The 17,951-nt window shown below is 65.5% G+C and carries 10 protein-coding genes; 5 read left to right on the forward strand and 5 right to left on the reverse strand.

Annotated elements, in window-relative coordinates; translation table 11 throughout:
• A partial coding sequence (locus JHC99_RS10370) for a M10 family metallopeptidase C-terminal domain-containing protein (protein WP_292153967.1) occupies positions 1-4,097 on the forward strand: 4,097 nt, incomplete at its 5' end.
• A 15-nt stretch (positions 4,098-4,112) separates the two neighbouring features.
• Here the strand turns inward: JHC99_RS10370 and JHC99_RS10375 are convergent.
• The gene (locus JHC99_RS10375; protein WP_292153969.1) at positions 4,113-6,305 is read right to left on the reverse strand and encodes a hypothetical protein; all 2,193 of its coding nucleotides are present in this window, start codon (positions 6,303-6,305) and stop codon (positions 4,113-4,115) included.
• Complete coding sequence (locus tag JHC99_RS10380) at positions 6,302-8,392, reverse strand: glycosyltransferase (protein WP_292153971.1); 2,091 nt, start codon at positions 8,390-8,392, stop codon at positions 6,302-6,304. Before JHC99_RS10380 ends, JHC99_RS10375 begins: the two co-directional genes overlap by 4 nt.
• Positions 8,393-8,563: 171 nt before the next feature.
• Here JHC99_RS10380 and JHC99_RS10385 point away from each other — a divergent pair, with 171 nt between their 5' ends.
• From JHC99_RS10385 to JHC99_RS10395, 3 genes are all read left to right on the forward strand, one after another.
• Positions 8,564-8,830 (forward strand): hypothetical protein, encoded by a 267-nt coding sequence (locus tag JHC99_RS10385; protein ID WP_292153972.1) that lies wholly within the window; start codon positions 8,564-8,566, stop codon positions 8,828-8,830.
• Between the two features lie 278 nt (positions 8,831-9,108).
• The gene (locus tag JHC99_RS10390) at positions 9,109-9,822 is read left to right on the forward strand and encodes a hypothetical protein (protein WP_292153974.1); all 714 of its coding nucleotides are present in this window, start codon (positions 9,109-9,111) and stop codon (positions 9,820-9,822) included.
• A complete protein-coding gene (locus tag JHC99_RS10395) occupies positions 9,822-10,637 on the forward strand; it encodes an FkbM family methyltransferase (RefSeq protein ID WP_292153976.1) in 816 nt (271 codons plus the stop codon). The genes JHC99_RS10390 and JHC99_RS10395 overlap by 1 nt, the downstream gene beginning before the upstream one ends.
• Here JHC99_RS10395 and JHC99_RS10400 read toward each other — a convergent pair.
• Positions 10,591-14,346 carry a glycosyltransferase gene (locus tag JHC99_RS10400; protein ID WP_292153978.1) on the reverse strand — a complete coding sequence of 1,252 codons (3,756 nt, stop codon included), beginning with the start codon at positions 14,344-14,346 and terminating at the stop codon, positions 10,591-10,593. The two genes, JHC99_RS10395 and JHC99_RS10400, sit on opposite strands and share 47 nt — an antisense overlap.
• Before the next feature lie 149 nt (positions 14,347-14,495).
• Between JHC99_RS10400 and JHC99_RS10405 the strand changes: the two genes are divergently transcribed.
• Positions 14,496-15,986 (forward strand): hypothetical protein, encoded by a 1,491-nt coding sequence (locus JHC99_RS10405; RefSeq protein WP_292153980.1) that lies wholly within the window; start codon positions 14,496-14,498, stop codon positions 15,984-15,986.
• On the opposite strand, the gene JHC99_RS10410 is transcribed toward JHC99_RS10405, so the two are convergent.
• Positions 15,973-16,683 carry a thioredoxin domain-containing protein gene (locus tag JHC99_RS10410; RefSeq protein WP_292153982.1) on the reverse strand — a complete coding sequence of 237 codons (711 nt, stop codon included), beginning with the start codon at positions 16,681-16,683 and terminating at the stop codon, positions 15,973-15,975. The genes JHC99_RS10405 and JHC99_RS10410 overlap by 14 nt on opposite strands.
• Positions 16,684-16,688: 5 nt before the next feature.
• Positions 16,689-17,459, reverse strand: coding sequence for a sulfotransferase domain-containing protein (locus tag JHC99_RS10415; RefSeq protein WP_292153983.1), 771 nt, complete (start codon positions 17,457-17,459; stop codon positions 16,689-16,691).
• Positions 17,460-17,951: the final 492 nt, after the last annotated feature.

The raw sequence follows: 17,951 nt of genomic DNA on the forward strand, positions 1-17,951 counted from the left end.
GACCCAATGGCAAGGTGTCGCTGTCGCCGACCGTGGCCGGATCGACGATCACCCGTTTGAACGTGGCCTGGACCACGACCCTGGGTCAGCCCGGCAACGTCAACTTCGCCTTCCGCTCGACGGCGCCGGGCACGATGCCGGACGACACCACGGGCTTCACCCGATTTACCGAGACCCAGATCGCCGCCACCCTGCTGGCCATGGCGGCCTGGTCGGACGTGGCCAACATCACCTTCACCCGCGTGAACGACGGCGACGGCTTCTCCGACGCCGCCACCATGCTGTTCGGCAACTATGGCGCGGGTTCGGAAGGCGGGGCCGCCTTCGCCTTTCTGCCCGCCAACCGCTCGAACACGGCCAACAGCGGCGACGTCTGGATCAACTCCAGCCTGACCTACAACGCGACGCCGGTGCTCTTGGGTTACGGCCAGCAGGTTCTGCTGCACGAGATCGGCCACGCCATCGGCCTGTCCCACCCGGCTGCCTATAACGCCTCTCCCGGTCAGAGCCTGACCTATGCCGCCAACGCCGGCTATTTCGAGGACAGCCGACAGTATTCGGTCATGAGCTACTTCAGCGAGACCAACACGGGCGCCAGCTTCGGCTCCGGCCGATACTCCTCCGCCCCCCTCATGGACGACATCGCCGCGGCGCAGCGCCTGTACGGCGCGAACATGACGACCCGCACGGGCGCCACGACCTATGGCTTCAACTCCAATGCGGGCCAGCCGTGGTTCAGCGCGACCTCGGCCACTTCGATCCTGATCTTCGCGGTGTGGGATGCCGGCGGGATCGACACCTTCGACTTTTCGGGCTTCAACAACGCCCAGGTCATCGACCTGCGCCAGGGCAGTTTCTCCAATGTGGGCGCCCAGATCGGCAATGTCTCCATCGCCCTCGGCGCGGTGATCGAGAACGCCATCGGCGGCTCGGGCGCCGACGCGATCTTCGGCAGCGCGGGTGACAACGTCCTGACGGGCGGCGGCGGCAATGACCGCATCGACGGCGGTCTGGGATCCGACACCGTCGTGTTCAGCGGCAACCGCGCGGCCTACACCATCACCTGGAACGGCCAGACCGCCACCGTCGTCGGGCCGGACGGCACCGACATCATCTCGAACGTCGAGTCCCTGCGCTTCGCCGATCAGACGATCATGGCGGCCTTCACCGGCGGGCTGAACGTCAGCGGGGACATCACCGCCAACGCCATGACCGGCACAGCGCTCGCCGACACCCTGAACGGGCTGGGCGGCAACGACACCTTGTCCGGCCTGGCGGGCAACGACACCCTCGACGGCGGTTCGGGCGACGACAACATCTCGGGCGGGGACGGCGACGACATCCTGATCGGTGGTCTTGGCAATGACACCCTGAACGGCGGCGCCGGCACGGATACGGCCAGCTATGCAGGCGCGACGGCGGCGGTCACCGTGAACCTGGCGACCGGTGTAGCCAGCGGCGGAGCGGGTTCTGACACCCTGTCCGGCATCGAAAACATTCGCGGCTCGACATACGACGACACTCTCACCGGCGACGCCAACGCCAACATCATTCGCGGCGAAGGCGGGATCGATGTTCTCAACGGCGGCGGAGGCAACGATCAGCTATTCGCCGGCGCGCCCGGCCTGACCGGCGGGGCGCCCGACATCGTCAAGGCTCAGGGGATGGCGAACTCCACGATCGAGACAGCCGTCTCCGTCGACAGCGGGTTCGACCTGCTGCCCTCGCTCAACATCGCCAATGCGGCCACGATTCCGCACGCGACGGTCGTGGCGGCCACCCACGGCGGCGTGGAATACTATGCGGTGACGGTGGCCGCCGGGACCAGTGTCGTCTTCGACATCGACGGCGCGAGCTTCGACAGCACGCTGAGAATCTTCAACGGCGCGGGCACGGAGCTGACCCAGAACGACGACGGCGCGACCGACGGGTTCAACTCGACGGATTCCGGGCTGACCTACACCTTCGCCACGGCCGGGACCTATTATGTCCAGGTCGCGCAATGGACGGCGAACGTGGACACGACCTTCACCAGTCAGGCGCCGGCGGCGGGCCAGACCTATACGTTGAACATCTCGGTCCCGAACCATTCGGTGACGCCGTTGACCCTTCTGGGTTCGACCCTGAACGGCGGCGACGGGGATGACAGTATGACCGGCGGCGACGGCAGTGACAGGCTCGACGGCGGGGCGGGTACGGACACGGCCGTCTACTCGGGCGCCCGATCAGCTTACACCATCACCACCGTCAACGGCGTCACCACAGTCGCGCTTGGCCAGGCGGTCGATACGCTTTCCAATGTGGAGTTCGTTCAGTTCTCCGACCAACGGGTGCCCTTGGGCGTTGCGCCGCCCACGGGCGTGACCTTGGTCGGCACCGCCGGTGCGGACACTCTCAACGGGACAGAGTTCGCCGATTCCCTGTCCGGCGGGGCCGGCGACGACATCCTCAACGGTCTGGGCGGAGACGACATTCTGGAGGGCGGCTCCGGGTCGGACGCGATCGACGGCGGCGCGGGTGTCGACACCTTGCGTTTGGCCGGGCCCCCGGCAGCCTACTATTTTGAACGGACCCAGACGGGCTGGCGCATCCATGATGGCCAGAACGATGTCGACACGATCACCAACATCGAACGGGTGAGCTTTGGCGGCGGCGCCTCGGTCGCCATCTCCGCGGCCTACGACCAGAGTTTCGACGCCTTCCGCTATATGGCGGCCTATCCGGACCTGCGCGCCGCCTTCTCGAACAATCCGCTCGGCGCCTATAAACACTATATCAGCAACGGAATCGCAGAAGCGCGGTCGCCGACCGTCTTTAACACGCCGCTCTATTTGGCCAGTAATCCGGATCTGATCATCGCCTTCGGCGGCGATACCCATGCCGGTTCCGAGCACTATATCCGCTTCGGCTTGGGGGAGGGGCGCTCCACGACCTCTTTCAACGCCAATCTGTATGCGGCCAGCAACCCCGACGTCGCGCGCCTGGCCGGGCTGAATACGGAGATTTCGGCGCGTCACTATGTCGAGGTCGGCTTCGCCACAGGACGTCCGGTGAACACGTTCAACGGGCTGATCTACGCGGCGTCTAACCCGGATCTGGCAAAGGCGTTCGGGACCAACGCGCAAGCCGCCCTGACGCATTATCTCCAGTTCGGCGCCAACGAGGGACGGTTCACGGCCACCTTCGACCCGCTGGCCTATGCTGCTTCCAACATCGATCTGGCCCAGGTCTTCGGGGCGAACGCTTCGGCCGCCCTGACCCACTATCTGACCACAGGCGTAAACGAGAACCGCATCACCTCGGGCTTCGACGCGGTGGCGTATCTTCTGAGCAACCCCGATCTGGCCGGCCGCGACGCCGCCGGCGCCCTGGCGCACTGGTTCTCCAATGGAGCCGACGAGAATCGGTCGGGCGACGCCGCCTTCGGTCGAGAGCAAGGCGTCTATCATAACCTGTCCGCGCCCTACGCCATCTCGGCCATCGATCAGCCGGGCGATCGGGACTGGTTCCAGACGACCCTGGTCGCCGGACGTCAGGCAACCCTGGATCTGGTCGGCGTGGGCGGCAATATCGGCACCCTCGGAGACGGAGCGCTGGCGGTCTACGATTCACTCGGCCGCCTGATCCAGACCGATAACGATACTGGTCCGGGACTTGACGCTCAGATCAGATTCACGCCGACCACAAGCGGCATCTACTATGTGGTGACGACCGGCCAGAACGGTTCGGTTGGCACCTATCGCCTGACGATCAACACCGCCGCGAGTGCTGCTGAGAGTGATGCAGCGGGGCAGGCGGCTATGGACGTCGGGGCCCCGGGCGACCACCTGGTCGTCACGCCGATCACTGGCGCGATAGGTCAGGACGATTTCATCGTCGTCGCGTTCGACGAAGGGTTGGCGGCTACTCGCCCGTCGAACGACGATCCGATCACGGACATCTACGCCAACGATCCCACCGATCTTTCTTGCTGGTTCACTGATGCCAAGGCGCCCTCCACTGGTGCGGAGCACGGACTGGATATTCAGTTCACGCATGACCTCTTCTTCGACGGTTTCCGCGTCGATCCGATCCAGGAGCACGCCTGGGCGCAGTAGTCGTCGTCCCGCACGTCAGCGTGTGTCCGGCGGGCGTGCGCCGAGATCGATCGACCACGGATCGCCTCGGCCTGCCTGGTCGATCCAGTCGAGCACCCGGCGAGTTCCGGCCTCGCGATAGCCGTCGAACACCCAAGTCTTCTCGCAGACCCACTGCGGGTTGATGCTGGGATCGAAGAACAGCCAGTCGCCCCATCGATCGTGGAATCGCTGCAACTCGTGGTCATCCCATGCGATCCGTTCGCCGCCGTCATTCAGGCCCCGGGTCTTGGACTCGTGGTGAATGAGCTCAAGTTCGCCGTCCATCACGACGCGGCGCCCGCCCGCGCGCACGCGGTAGCAAAGATCCAGATCACTGTAGCCGATCGCCAGTTCCTCATCGAAGCCGCCCACCTCGTCGAACAGGCGGCGCCGGATGGCAAGGAAGGCGCCGGTCACCGCTGCGGCCGATCGCAGCCGCTTCCAGCGATCCAGCGGCCCGGCGACCGCCCCGGCAGACATCCGCCCCTCGTGCAGGGGGCGGCCCTCGTTTACACCCATGGCGACGCCCCCATGCTGAAGCGTCCCGTCCGGATAGAGCAGCCGCGCCCCGACGACGCCGCGACGCGCGTCGGCCATCAGGACGTCGAGCCGGCTGTCCCAACCATGGGTCAACATCTCCATGTCGTTGTTGGCGAACAGGAGGATGTCTTCGGCGCCGTCAACCGCCGCGAGATTGTTGATGCGCGACCAGTTGAAAGGCTCGTCGATCACTTTGATCTCGACGCCCAGCCCCCCCAGCCGCGCGAAGGCGGCTTCGCTCCCGAACTCCGTGCTGCGGTTGTCAATTACGACCACATGGACCCGACCCGGCCGGGCGGCCTTGTCGAGAAGGCCCGACACGAACCGTTCCAGAAGGTCCGTATGATCCCGCGTCGGGACGATCACGCGAATGCGTGCGCCGGTGTGCGATCCATCGATCTCGTTCGCTGCAACGCCGGATGCTGACTGACCGTTCAGTTTCCCCCGGGGCTCACTCGCCAGGACGAGCGGCACATGCACGACCGGGCCAGCGTCGAACCCCGCCAGGAGCAGACGTCTGACCGAATCGCCGTCGACGGCTCTTCCCAGTTCCTGGAGCAGGACGGGTCTCAGGCGGGGATCGATCAAGGCGGCGGTCGGCGGTCTCGGGCTGGTGGCGAGGTCGTCGGGACAGGGCTGACCGTGCAATGCAGGCTCCGACCGTCGGGAGCCCTGCAACCAGTCTCCTGACGACAAGTCATGATCCGAATACGCGACTGAAGCTCTCGCCCGGCGCGACGCGTAGATCATCCAGGCCAACCACGCGCCGTCCAGCACCGCCCCGGCGGTCACCCATGCGATCAGGGGGTCTGGTGCGCTCGCCAATGCTTCGACGGCTTCTTCCGGTCCGGGACCGGTGATCCGGACTCTGACGTCGAGACGGCCTGCGTCCGCGACGGCGTGGCCGAGAAGATCGTCCGAGGCCACGACCAGCGCGGTCCACTCAACGTGCCTCTGGTCCTCCAGCGATCGGAGCGTGGCGGCGATACCAGAGGGTGTCGCGTCGCGGCCATCGACGACGACGAGCACGGGTTCCGACGTCGTCGGCGGCGGCAGGGGCGGCGGATAGGCGCGCCGCCACGAACCGTAGTCACCGACGGGAAACCGCGAGGACATCGCCCAGTCCTGCATCGACCGGTCCAGGCTCTCCACCGTGCGCGCGACAGCCTCGTCAACGCCCCGCACCGTTCGGGAGCCGTAAGAGCCGGCGGGAAGCCGTCGTCGTTCACCCATGGCCACGAGCGCCGCACGCGCGGGCGCAAAGCCGGGGTCCACCTCGAGCGCTTCGACGAAGACTCCGACCGCTGCCTCGCGATCCCCGCTCGCTTTCAGCAGTTCGGCCAAGTGCAGATAGGTCTCGCCGATGTCAGACCGTATCTGGATCGCGGCCCGATAGGTTCCGACGGCCTCGGCGGTTCTGCCCGCCTCCTTGAGCGCGTGGGCATGCTGAAGCAGCGTACTCACATCGTCGGGCGTCAGCGACAGCGCGGTTCCGTAATGCAACGCGGCTCCGGCCCAGTCGCCCGCGTCTCGCGCCGTATCGCCGAGCCGCACCTGGGCTTTCGCCAGCGCCTGGCTGGTCGGCCGCCGCGTCCATCGTCGCCACCCCGCGACGATGCGATTGCGGATACGGACCAGACCGCTCATGGCGCTGGATCGGCGTGCGGATACTGGATGGGCGGCGGCACCTTCCGCAGCCTCCCGGCTTGGAACGGTCGCAAAACCGGCCTGACGGCCCTCACTCTGACGGGAGCGAAGACGTTGTCCAGGTGCGCCATGGCGTGATCGGTGTGGGAGGACAGCAGGGGACTGTAGAAGGGGTCTCCCTCCGCAAGCAGCCTCGCCCAGCGCCGCACAAAGAGCTTGCCATCCCGCGGGTGGTCGACCTGATCGGTCAGCGAGCGGGTCATGGACTCGTGGTGGTACAGAGGCTCTTCCGCGTCATTCAGTACGCGATAGCCCAGAGACCCGATGCGAAGGCAGAGATCGGTGTCATTATAGCCGATGGCTAAATCTTCGTCATAGCCGCCGACGCCGAGGAAGACGTCTCGCCGCACCATCATACAGGCGGCTGTGACTGCGGAATATTCCCGCGTGCTGACCAGGCTGCAATTGTATCCGACGCGACGTTCCTGACCCGCTTCCAGCGCTGCGAACTTGTGCGCGTGGTCCGCAGCCCCCCCGATTCCCAGCACGACGCCCGAGTGCTGCACCAGTCGATTGTCATAGAGCAGGGTCGCCCCGACCGCGCCCACCTCGGGCCTCGCCGCCAGACTGCGCATCCGCTCCAGCCAGCCCGGCCGGATGGCCTCCACATCGTTGTTCATGAAAACGATGTATTTATAGTCCGTGCCGCCGTTCTGAACGGCGTAGTTATTGATCGCCGAGAAATTGAAAGCGCCCTCATAGGGCAGGGTTTTCACCACATCGGCGATGCGCGCGAAGTATTTCTTCGTCTTCGCCTGTCGTGATTGATGGTCGACGATCAGGATGTCGCAATCCGCTCGCGACGTCGTCTTCAGCAACGCCTCAATGCAGGGTTTCAGGACATTCAGGCCATCCTTGGTGGGGATGACGATCAATGTCTTCGCAGGGTCGTCCGGATACTCTGTCCTGTAGATATTGAACCCCAGCCCGGGTCTGGACTCCCCGGCGCTGCCCATTCGAACGAGGTGCCGGTTGTGCGCGGAGGTCGTCGCCTCCGTCACCCGTTCCATGCTGTTGTGCCCCGCGCTCGTGACATGGGTGCGCCACCGATAGAGCATGGCTGGCACATGTGCTACGCGCTCAGACCGCTCGATGACCCGGAGGATGAAGTCCACATCGGCCGAGATGGACATCGTTTCGTCATAACCTTGGCAGGCAAGGGCCACGTCGCGCCGAACCGCCACCATGTGAACGAAATACGGATGCGAAAGATAGTAGTCGTGGGAAAATGCCGGGCGCGCGACGAAATGCTCAATCTGGTCGATGTTCTCGCCGGTGATGATCTCGTCACTGTAAATCAATTCCGCGCCGGTGCGGGCGGCGTCCAGCATGCGGAAAACCGCCTCGGGCTCCAAGAGATCGTCGTGGTCCATGAAGGCGATGTAGTCGCCCCTGGCCTTGCGGATTCCGAGGTTGGTGGTCTTCGAGATGCCGCCGTTACGGCGCGCGTTGACGATGCGGATCCGGCGGTCCTTGGCGGCGTATTCGGCCAGGGTTTCTCGTACGTGCGGCTCCGGCGAGGCGTCGTTGACGCACAGCAGCTCCCAGCGCACGCACCATTGCGCAAGGACGCTGTCCAGCGCCTCACGAAGCCACGCGTCGGGCGTGTTGTAGACCGGCATCACGATCGAAAGGGTCTGCCCGGCCGTCTCCACGTCCATGCGGGTCCGAATCCGGTCCAGATCTTCCCGGCTCGTTCCGGCATGGCGGGATATCCAGTCCATCGCATCCCTGGACGGCGCCACGACGATGGGTGAGCCGACCAGCTGCTCGCCCGTCCGGGCGACCCGAACGACGACCTCGTAGGCCTCCTGCAGAGCGATGAACTCGGCCAGACGGATGCGGAACCCCGTGGGGCCGGAGGCGATGCCGGAGTTGTTGACGTCCTCCCGAATGATGGTCGTCTGTTCCCGGGCGACGGAGACGCCGTTGATCAGGACCTCCACGTCCGCTGCCTGATCCGGCGCGTCGGGATCGACCGCCCAGCCGATCAGAACCCCGGCCATCACGCCATCGACCGAACCCACCAGGCGGGCTCCGGGCCCCTCGTTCGAGGACGCGGCCCCCGCCAACGCGGCCAGCATGGACGGATCGACCAGTTCCCGGGCCGCGATCGCGTTGCCGTCGAGCCGAAAACTGGCGCGATAGAACTCGGCAGCCCCACTCAGGTCTCCCCGGCGTTTCGCCAGGTGGCCGCGTTGAAGAAGAAGGTCCGTGTCGTCCGGATCAACCGCGGCGGCCGCGGCGTAGGATGTCTCGGCCTGATCCAGACGCCCCAGCTCCTTGGACATGTTTCCGTGCTGGACCAAGATGGCGAAGTCGGTCGGATTGGCCTGAAGGTGTCGCTCATAGGCGGCTGCGGCCGCACTCCAGTCGCCGGCGTCGCGCGCTGCATCGCCTTCATCCCGGAACCGATTGTCCGCAGGGGTCGGGGAGGCGCGGGCAGGCGTCAGGCGCAGGCGTGACAACAGCTTCTTCATGAGCGATCCGATGGCGATGGCCTGATCGCGAATAACGACAAGCGGCGCCGGTGGAAACCCAAACTGGCGGCAGCTGCCGAATGATCGACACACATTGCAACGAGCGCCGAACCGAGCCATGCCTCTGCAGGGGCCGATATCGGAAGGAATTCATGAAGGGGGCGCAGTTTCGGTGCAACATCTGCGGCGCGTCCTCCCGGTTCGAGCCGGAAGGCGACTGGCGGGAAGCGCCGTCGTGCCATGGTTGCGGATCCTCCGTACGGATGCGCAGTCTGATCCACGTCCTGACGCTGGAGCTGTTGGGCAAGTCGATGGTGCTCGAAGATCTGCCCCGAACCGCGATCAGGGGCGGGGGTCTGAGCGACTGGGCCGGCTACGCCGGTCGCCTGACCGGGCGTTTCGATTATTCCAACACCTATTTTCACATGACGCCGCGACTGGATATTTGCCAGCCCGACGAGGAGTGGTTCGCCAAGCTCGATTTTCTGATCGCATCGGATGTTTTCGAACACGTCTTCGCGCCTGTTTCGGATGCCTTCGCGGGCGCTTTCAACGTGCTCCGCCCGGGCGGACTGTTCGTCATGACCGCCCCGTATGATGATCGACCGACGACCACGGAACACTACCCGATTGGCGCCTGGCTGCAGACCATGGAGTTCGATGGGGAGTTCGTGGTCGTCCACCGTGACCCATCAGGCGTCTTCCGTTTGGACGCCGAGCCCGTGTTCCATGGAGGACCGGGTTCAACGCTGGAGATGCGAATGTTCTCCCTGTCCGACCTCGTCGCCCTGATGCACGAAGCGGGCTTTGAAGATGTAAAGGTACACGACCAGGGCTGGGCGCCGTTTGGGGTCTTTCCACCCCACCCATGGGGCCTGCCCATCACGGGGCGGCGACCTGTCCAAAGGACAACCTCCGTGACGCCTTTATCGGGGCGAATTCCACCCAAATCCTCCAGTCGCCAGGAGATATTTTGATGACCGTATCCCGGTTCGTGCTCGCGGGAATGTCCGACATCGGTCTGGACGGTTTCGTCATGTCTTCCGTCGAGAACAGCGACCTCATCGCGCGTATCGTGCGTGAAAATGGATGGTGGACGTTCGAGCGGCCGCTGCCCGCGCTTTTTGTCCGTTGCGCCCAGAAGTGGCCCGGCCTGTTCGTCGATGTCGGCGCGAACACTGGCTTCTACTCCCTGCTTCACGCCGCCGTTGCGCCCGAAGGCCGGTCGATCGCTTTCGAACCCTTCCCGCCGGCCGCAGCGGTCCTGCGCGAGAACATCGCACTCAACCTGCTCGACGACCGGATAAGCCTTCGTCCCGAAGCGGTGTCAGCGGCCGAGGGCGCTGCCCGGCTGTTCGTGCCCCCCCCGCTGCACGGGCTTCTGGAAAGTCGCAGCTCTCTGGAGCGTAGCTTCAGCGATACCCATGATGCTGATCTCAAGGTGGAGGCGACATCGCTCGACGGACTTGGAGATGCACTGGCCGGGCTCTCGATTCTGAAGATCGACGTGGAGGGACATGAGCTGGCGGTCCTCACGGGTGGGCGTGAGACAATCGGAAAATATCGACCGCTCGTGATCATGGGCGTCCTGGGCCAGGATCATCTCGCCCTTGATGCGATCCGGGCGAATGCCGGATACCGAAGCGTGCTTCTGGGCGGCGACGAGGTGATCACCCAGGCCGCGTTGGCCCCGGACCCACGCGGCTGGAATCACATTCTCGTCCCTGAAGAGAAGTGGGGCGCCTTCACCAGTGTCGTTGTGTCGACGGGCGTCCGACTTTCAAAGTCCTGACCCCGACGGGCGACGCGCGCACCACGCGCCGATAGATCTTCTGGAGATCGGCGGCCTGGGCCTGTGCGGGGCGCGGGTTGGGATTGACCGGCGCCGGCTCACGGAACCGATCGGGATCGGCGTTGATGTGGGCCAGGACGGACGTCAGACTGCGGGCGTCCGAGACATCGACGACGAAGCCGTCCACGCCGCGGCGAACATCCTCGCCTATGCCGCCGCGGTCGCTGGCGACCACCCACACGCCGAACGCATTGGCCTCACGCGTGACGAGCCCATAGCTTTCCGTGCAGGCCGAGGGCGCGAGCAGGACGTCGATGTCGCCATAGATGTGGTGGACCTGGTCCTGCGGAACGCGGCCGCCGATGCGCACGCGGGTCGAACCCCATGTCTGCTGGCTCAGCGAACCCGCCGGCTTCGCGTGGGACAGGGCCATGAGCTCGAGATTCGGGAAATCGTTCAGACGTAGGGCGGCTTCCACCAGGTCGAAGCCCTTGTGCGGAGATACGTCGCCGATGTGCGCCAGACGAACTCTGGGCGTTTGCGATGGCGTCCTGGGCTCCAGCTTCAACACCGGGACACCGTTGGACACGGCGGCCGTCGTGTTGAAACCAGCCTGTCGATACAGGGCCGCGAACGTCTCGGACGGGGCGAGGATCGCCTGTGCCCCGTCCAAGCCGCGGCGCAGGCGCGAGAGGCGGCTGAGCGTTTCCTGCATGGTGATGCCGGGACGACCGCCCCGAACCAGCTCGTCGCCGGGGAAGCGTTGAGATGCATTTTCGTCGAACAGGAACTGGTAGTCGGACAGCCACCAACCATCGTGGACGCTGACGATGTAGGGTATTTCCGCGTCCTGGCAGACTTCCAAAGGGGTTGCCGTCAGGCGTTGTATGCAGTGGAAGTGGACGAGGTCGGGTTCGAACTGCGCCAGGACCTCGGCGAACCATTCACCCATTTCCGGATCGGTCGGCTTCCAGTCGAGATCGCTCTCCAGAGGTGGGGCGATCCTAAAGACCGGAACCCCGCGGTAGGAATCCACGCGGCGTCGATAGGCGGGAACGGCGTCGAAATCCGTCGTCGCGACGGCATAGTCGAAGCCCGTCGACGCCGGAGCATCCAACCAGTCGTCGAGGTTGCCCGCGATGACGCGTGTGGCTCCGCCGACCGCTTGCGGGGGGAAGTAGACGTTCACCAGCAGGATACGGGGTTTTCGTTTTCGTTTCACCGGCGCGGGCATGGCCAGAGCGCGTTTCAGGGCGCGAACCCCCGCCTCGACGCTATAGTTTTCCAGCGCTTGGGCACGCGCGGCCTGGCCCATGGACATGCGCAGGGCGGGGGATCCGACAAGCCCGCGCAGGGCATCGGTCCATTCGTCGCTGTTCGCTGCCAGAAGTCCCGTACGGCCAGGCTGGATGACATCCCGATAGGTGGCCGTTGCGCTGACGATGGACGGAACGCCCAGAACCGCTGCCTCCAGCCATTTGATCTCGCTCTTTCCATCCGCCATCAGGCCCGGCGCGACGACTGCCAGGTTGATGTCGGCGGTAGCAAGCAGAGACCAGTAGGCGACAGGGTCGGCGATCAGCGGCACCTGCACGATGCGGTCGAGATAAGGGTCAAACATCCGGTCCATCGCCAGGTGACCGATGATCATCAACTCCACCCCGGGATTCTCGGCGAGAACCGCACAGAGCCCTGGCCCCGCCAGGTCATGGAAGTCCTGATTGTGGGCAAGCGTCGCCGACCCGTAGAGAATCCGCACCGAGTCCGCTGAGCGGGCCGGACGGGAGGGAAGACTTTCCAGGCCGAGGTTACGGGAATCCAGTCCGTTTCGAAGCAGGGCCACTTCGCCCTTGCGAACGACCCGTTCCATGGCCCGGACCAACGTCGGCGTGGAAGCGATGCCGAAATCGCACAGCGCCATAGCCGCCCGATAAAGCGGGGTTCCGTAGAGCAGGCCCTGATAGACGGCCAGATCGATCTGACCCTGAAACGACTCGAAGGGGTCAGGATAGTTCTCGGCATCGAAGACCAGATCATCGATCTCGTAATAGGTCGGAATGTCCTGACTGCGGGCGGCCAGGATCGCACGGATGACCGAGGGCAGCGCCGGAAGGCGGTAGAAGATCGCCGCCGAGGCGCCCGGAAGGGCGGCGAGGAAGGCGTCGACTTCCGTGAACTCGAAAACCTTGCAGGGCCGCCCCAAGGCGTCGAGCAGAATCTCCTTCTGCTCGATCCGGTAGTGGGTGCACTGTTTCAGGGCCTTCGTGGCAAGGATGACGACGGGCCCTTCCGAGGAAGGGCCAACGGGCACGGGCTGATCCAGAAGGTCCAGCCAGGCGGCTCCGATCCAGTCCACGGCCTCCGTCATCAGGCGATCAGCCGTCCGGCGCTGTTCGGGATCGTCGAGTGAATAGAGGGCCCGCGCCGAATTGGTCCTGGCTTCGAAGAAGCTCTCGACGAGTTGGAAAACGGTGGTCAGCCAGGGCTGGGCGCCCCCGAACATGGGCTTGCCGTTGAGGAGGATTTCATGCGCGCGGTCATACAGACCGAGCTTGATCGCGGCATCGGCGTGCAGCACCACGCTCCACAGCGAACGCGTCCCCTGGGCCTCACACTGATCGAAGAGACGGAGTGCGGCCGACCATTGGCCCTGCCCATGGAAGGCGTCCGCCAGCCGGTGCGACAGCGAAGAGGAGTGCGGGAAGCGTTGCGCGCGCTCGTAACATTCGATCGACAGATCGACGCGGTTCTGGCGCTTGCGGCACGTTCCCATGGCCTCCAGAAACTCGCTCGCCCCGTCCTCTATCAGCGGCCAGGCGCTCGCGGGCAGGTCGAGGTTGCCGATCAAATGCTGAAGGGCCTGCCAGCGCGTCGGCCGCGCTTCACCAGCGAGATGTCTGATGGCGTACTCGCGCCATGCGAAGGCGCGGGGAAACTCGGGCAGGTGCAGACCCATGCTGTGCATCCAGCTCGCGCCCGTCGCCGCCTCGTGATGTTCCAGTCGGGTGGACAGCCAGTAGCGGTAGGCGGCCTCGTCGCCCAGGCCATGCAGATGCGGGTGAAGCTCCCGGTAGAATTCGACGTCGAACGCATCGTTGAAACTGATCTGGGCGCCGCGCGCGATCCCCTGCTCGAGGAAGAGAGCAATGGCCTGGGCGCGGGTCAGGTGAGACGGGGCCCAGTCGGCGTTGAGCAGCAGGAAAGCCCGTTCCGAAAAGACCTTCAACCACTGCCCGTTCGGCATGTTGTGTGCCTCGAGCATTGCATCGAGTGAGCGGTAATGGCCGGGCTTCTGACCGTGGATGGCGAAATGCCCCATGACCCGCGTCAGATTGTAGGCCGTGTCCGCGAGATACATGGACCAGTAGAACCGGGGATCGAGCTCCGTGTACGGCCGCTCCTCGATCCGCCCGCGCACCAGATAGTGCCGGTACAGGTCCCAGTGCGAAGACGAATTGGCGGCGACGTCGGGATTCAGCCGAGCATACTCCGCGGGATCGAAATCGGCCGGCAAATCCGCTCCAAACGCGCCCGGATCGGGCCGGTCCGCGTCCGCGCGGGGTCGGCGCCCCTCGGCGAAGCCGTAGTCGCGATAGTGGTTCCGCAGCGCCTCATCCGACATGTCCGCCAGGTCCGGATTGTTGGAGCGGTAGAACTCCAGGTCCAGGCGCGCATCGGGATCTCCGTTTTGCGACGGGTCGTTCAACATAACGAGGTTCCTTGGAGGTTCTTCTTAATGAGCAATAGCTTGGGCTTGTGTCGGTGTGAATAGCGCATGCGTCTGTCGGCCCCTCGACCAAGGCGCCGAATTGTGCGCTAAGAGCCCGCCCGCAAAGGGGTCGGCGCCGGGGGTCGCGCTTGAGACACGCCATCGTCGTTCTGGGCATGCATCGCAGCGGCACCTCTTCCGTCGCAGGCGCCCTGGCGCACCTTGGCGTGGCGCCTCCGTCCACCCTCCTGCCATCGGACTGGGACAATCCACGCGGCTTCTGGGAGAGCCGGCGGATCATCGAGGTGGACGACCGGCTGTTGCGGGCGGGCGGCTCCTACTGGCGCGACTGGCGCCGGTTCGACGCCGACGCGATCGCGCCGGACGCCGCAGATGACCTGACCACCGACATGAGCCGGGTGCTTCAGGCCGAGTTCGGCGACGCGTCGATGATCGTGGTGAAGGAACCCCGCATGTGCCGGCTCTGGCCGCAGTGGGATCCGATCGTCCGCGCCGCCGGCTACGACCCGCGGTTCGTCCTGCCCATCCGTTCCCCGCTCGAGGTCGCGCGCTCGCTGCATCGCCGCAACGGCATCGCCGTGGCGGAGGGGCTCCTGCTGTGGCTGCGCCACGTGCTCGACGCGGAACAGGTCACGCGCGGACGGCCGCGACGGATCCTTCGCTGGGACCGGTTCATGGCCGACTGGCGCGCCGAAGTCGACCGCATCGAATCCACTCTGGGCCTTCGACTGCCCGACCGTGGGTCGGCGGCGTCTGCAGAGGTCGACGCCTTCCTCAGCGGCGACCTGAAGACGGTGGAGGCCTCGGCCCGCGATCTGACTGCAGGTCCTGACACTCACGTCTGGGTGCGCGCCGCCTACGAGGCCCTTACCGTCCTGACGGATCGGGATGACGATGCGAACGCCTTCCTGATCCTGGATGACCTGCGACAGCGATTCGACCAGGCCTCATCGCTGTTCGGTCGATCCGTGGGATCCCTCCTCGCTGATATCGAGACAGTTGAACAGGCTCGCGACCTGGCGCGTCTGGACATGGATCGGGTGGAGCAGGTGGCGCGCCGCCTGGGCCGCAACCTGGTGCTGGCCTCCGAGCGCAGCCAGGCCCTCGTCGCCCGCCTGTCGCAGGCTGACGCCGACCGGCTGCAGGCCGCCGGGGCGAGCGCCGCAGCCGAGGCGCGTCTACGCCAGGCGCTCGATCACGAGACCGGCCTGCGCCGGGGGGCTGAGGCTCGTATCGAGGAGACGCAGGCGGCCCTGGCGGCGTCCGCCGTCGCCGAGGCGGACGCCCGCTCGGCCGCCGACAGCGTTCGACGGGCTCGTGACGTGCTGGTCCGGCGTCTCGACGAAGCGCAGGCGGACGCGGCCCGTCAGGCGGCGACGGCGGCGGACGCCGAGGTCCGGACGGCCCGGGAGTTGGCCCTCGCCGCCGCCCGGATCGGTCAGGCCGAGGCCGAGCTCGCCGAGACCCGGTCGCGGCTAGATGCGGAGACGGCGCGGCTGCAGGATCTCAGACGCGACCTCGCCCGCCGCCCGTTCGCCCTCGCCTGGTCGGCCTGGGCTCCGGCCGCGCGGCGCAGGATGGTCGCCTTCGCTCGACGGGTGGGTCTCAGTCGGCGCTAGCGGGTTGCGGCGCCGGCTCGGCTGCCGTGTCGCCGATGGGCGGCAGGGCGAGTTCAGGCGCCGGCGGCGCGCTCAGAATGGCGAAGCGGACAGCCCCATCGGTAGGGTCCGCCACGAACTGTCCATTCACCCGAATGACCGGGAAGTTCTCCAGACCCAACGCGCCCGCTCGTTCCTGCTGCAGCGCCAACTGATTGTAGGTGGTCTCCGAAACGGAACACTCTTCCATCTCTTCCTCGGTTCGACCCGAGGCGGCGATCGCCGCGGCATACCAGGGCGCGGCCGGTGCGTTCATGACTGCACCCTGGCCATTCATGAAGCTGTCAGCGACGGCGAAGAATCTATCCGGAGCTGCGCACAGGCCGATGGCGGCAGCGCGTGCGGAGTGCTCGGCAGGATGGGTTATCACGTCATGGAAGACGATCTTCACATGGCCGGCGTCCACATAGTCTCTGATCAGCCCCGGCAGGACGGTGGTGTGCCACTGGGCGCAGGGCTCGCAGACGAAGGACGCATATTCGTCGATCTGAACGGGTGCGGCCGGATCGCCAAGCATTCGAACCGGCACGGTCACGGCCTGCGGGGCTGGCGCCGTTTCCGGGCCGGGCGCTGCGGATTCCTGCGCCCGCGCGGACGGGACGATGACGGCGGTGAACAGCCCCGCAGCGACGATGATGCGGGCGAGGTTTTGGATCATGAAAGTCATCCTTCTTCAAAGGCGTCGAACGCCACCCCTGTCAACGTCTTCAGTCGCGCCAGATCGGGCTGGAAGATCGTCCGCAGATAGTCGCGGTCCTCTTCGGACATCGTTCCCAGCCCGTCGTCGTCCGCGACGTTCAGCCTTAACGGCTCGACAGGCGCGAATGGCGCGACCGCGAGGAAACCCGACACACGCTCCAGAACCTGATCCGGCCGCGTCGCCAGGTCGTCCTGGCGCAGGACCAGCATGTTCTCAAGGGGGAACAGGGTCGTCAGCCAGGCCACCTGACGCCCATATAGCCCACGCTCGATATAGCTGGAGTGACGCGCGAGGCCCGACTGCAACGGGTCCTCCAGAACCCGCAGCCGCCCCGCCCGGATCGCCTCGGCAAAGGGCAGGTGGTCCAGCCCGCGCCGGATGTTCATCCGCCAGTGCGACCAGGCCCGCTCGACCGGGTCGCGCAGCATGAAGATGAACCGCATGTCCGAATTGTACCTCAGGATGCGCCAGTGCGCCGGCGTCCAATATAATGTGATCGGCGTCGCCTCGCCCCTCAGTCGCTCCAGACCGCCGCTATAGTGTGAGTGCAGGGGCCCGTAGTCCGGATCGCGCCAGTCGACCGCGACCTCCTCGTCGAAAAAATGGACCTCCTTCATCCCGGCCATCTCCAGCCCCGGATGCGACCGCAGATAGGCGTCCAGCGTCGTGGTGCCGCATTTCTGGGCGCCGGCGATCAGAAAGCCCAGACGGCCGTCGCCGGGATTGAGAGACACGCGATCCTCCACAATACGACCAGAGCCTCCACGCCGTTCGACGAACACGACCAGATTTGCCCCAACCGCGGCGTCGATGAGGCGAAGCGCTGCTATTACAAGGTGATGTGCTTCGGCAACAGCCCTGACCGATGCTTCTGTCAGGTTCCTGACGTTCGCCCGGTTGGCGAACTTAAATCCCCGTTACCGTTGAGCTTTTTGTCACCTTACTGTCGCGGGATATCGCGGTTTATCGCTTGACGGGCAAAACGGGGGTCGGCTAAGAGGAGATTGCCGTGGGCGCAGCCCTGTCTCGGAGACGAGGCATGAACTGTGGCCGAAAGGCGTTCACTCGTTGGCTACGTCCACATCACCGGTTTCTTTGGGGGACCCCATAATGACTACGAAGACCACTCTTCTCGCCGCTACCGCGCTCGCCGCGATGGCTTTCGCTGGCGCCGCTAACGCCGGCCAGTTCACTGGCAGTACGGTTAACGGCGTGCCGGTCATGGC

The organism is Brevundimonas sp., assembly GCF_016463485.1.
In the GTDB taxonomy this organism is placed as follows: Bacteria; Pseudomonadota; Alphaproteobacteria; order Caulobacterales; family Caulobacteraceae; genus Brevundimonas.

Excerpts from the sequence above, each read along its gene's own strand:
- JHC99_RS10395 (WP_292153976.1), top strand. The coding sequence starts at position 9,822 with ATGACCGTATCCCGGTTCGTGCTCGCGGGAATGTCCGACATCGGTCTG.
- JHC99_RS10400 (WP_292153978.1), bottom strand. The coding sequence starts at position 14,346 with ATGTTGAACGACCCGTCGCAAAACGGAGATCCCGATGCGCGCCTGGAC.
- JHC99_RS10375 (WP_292153969.1), bottom strand. The coding sequence starts at position 6,305 with ATGAGCGGTCTGGTCCGTATCCGCAATCGCATCGTCGCGGGGTGGCGA.
- JHC99_RS10410 (WP_292153982.1), bottom strand. The coding sequence starts at position 16,683 with ATGATCCAAAACCTCGCCCGCATCATCGTCGCTGCGGGGCTGTTCACC.
- JHC99_RS10390 (WP_292153974.1), top strand. The coding sequence starts at position 9,109 with ATGCGCAGTCTGATCCACGTCCTGACGCTGGAGCTGTTGGGCAAGTCG.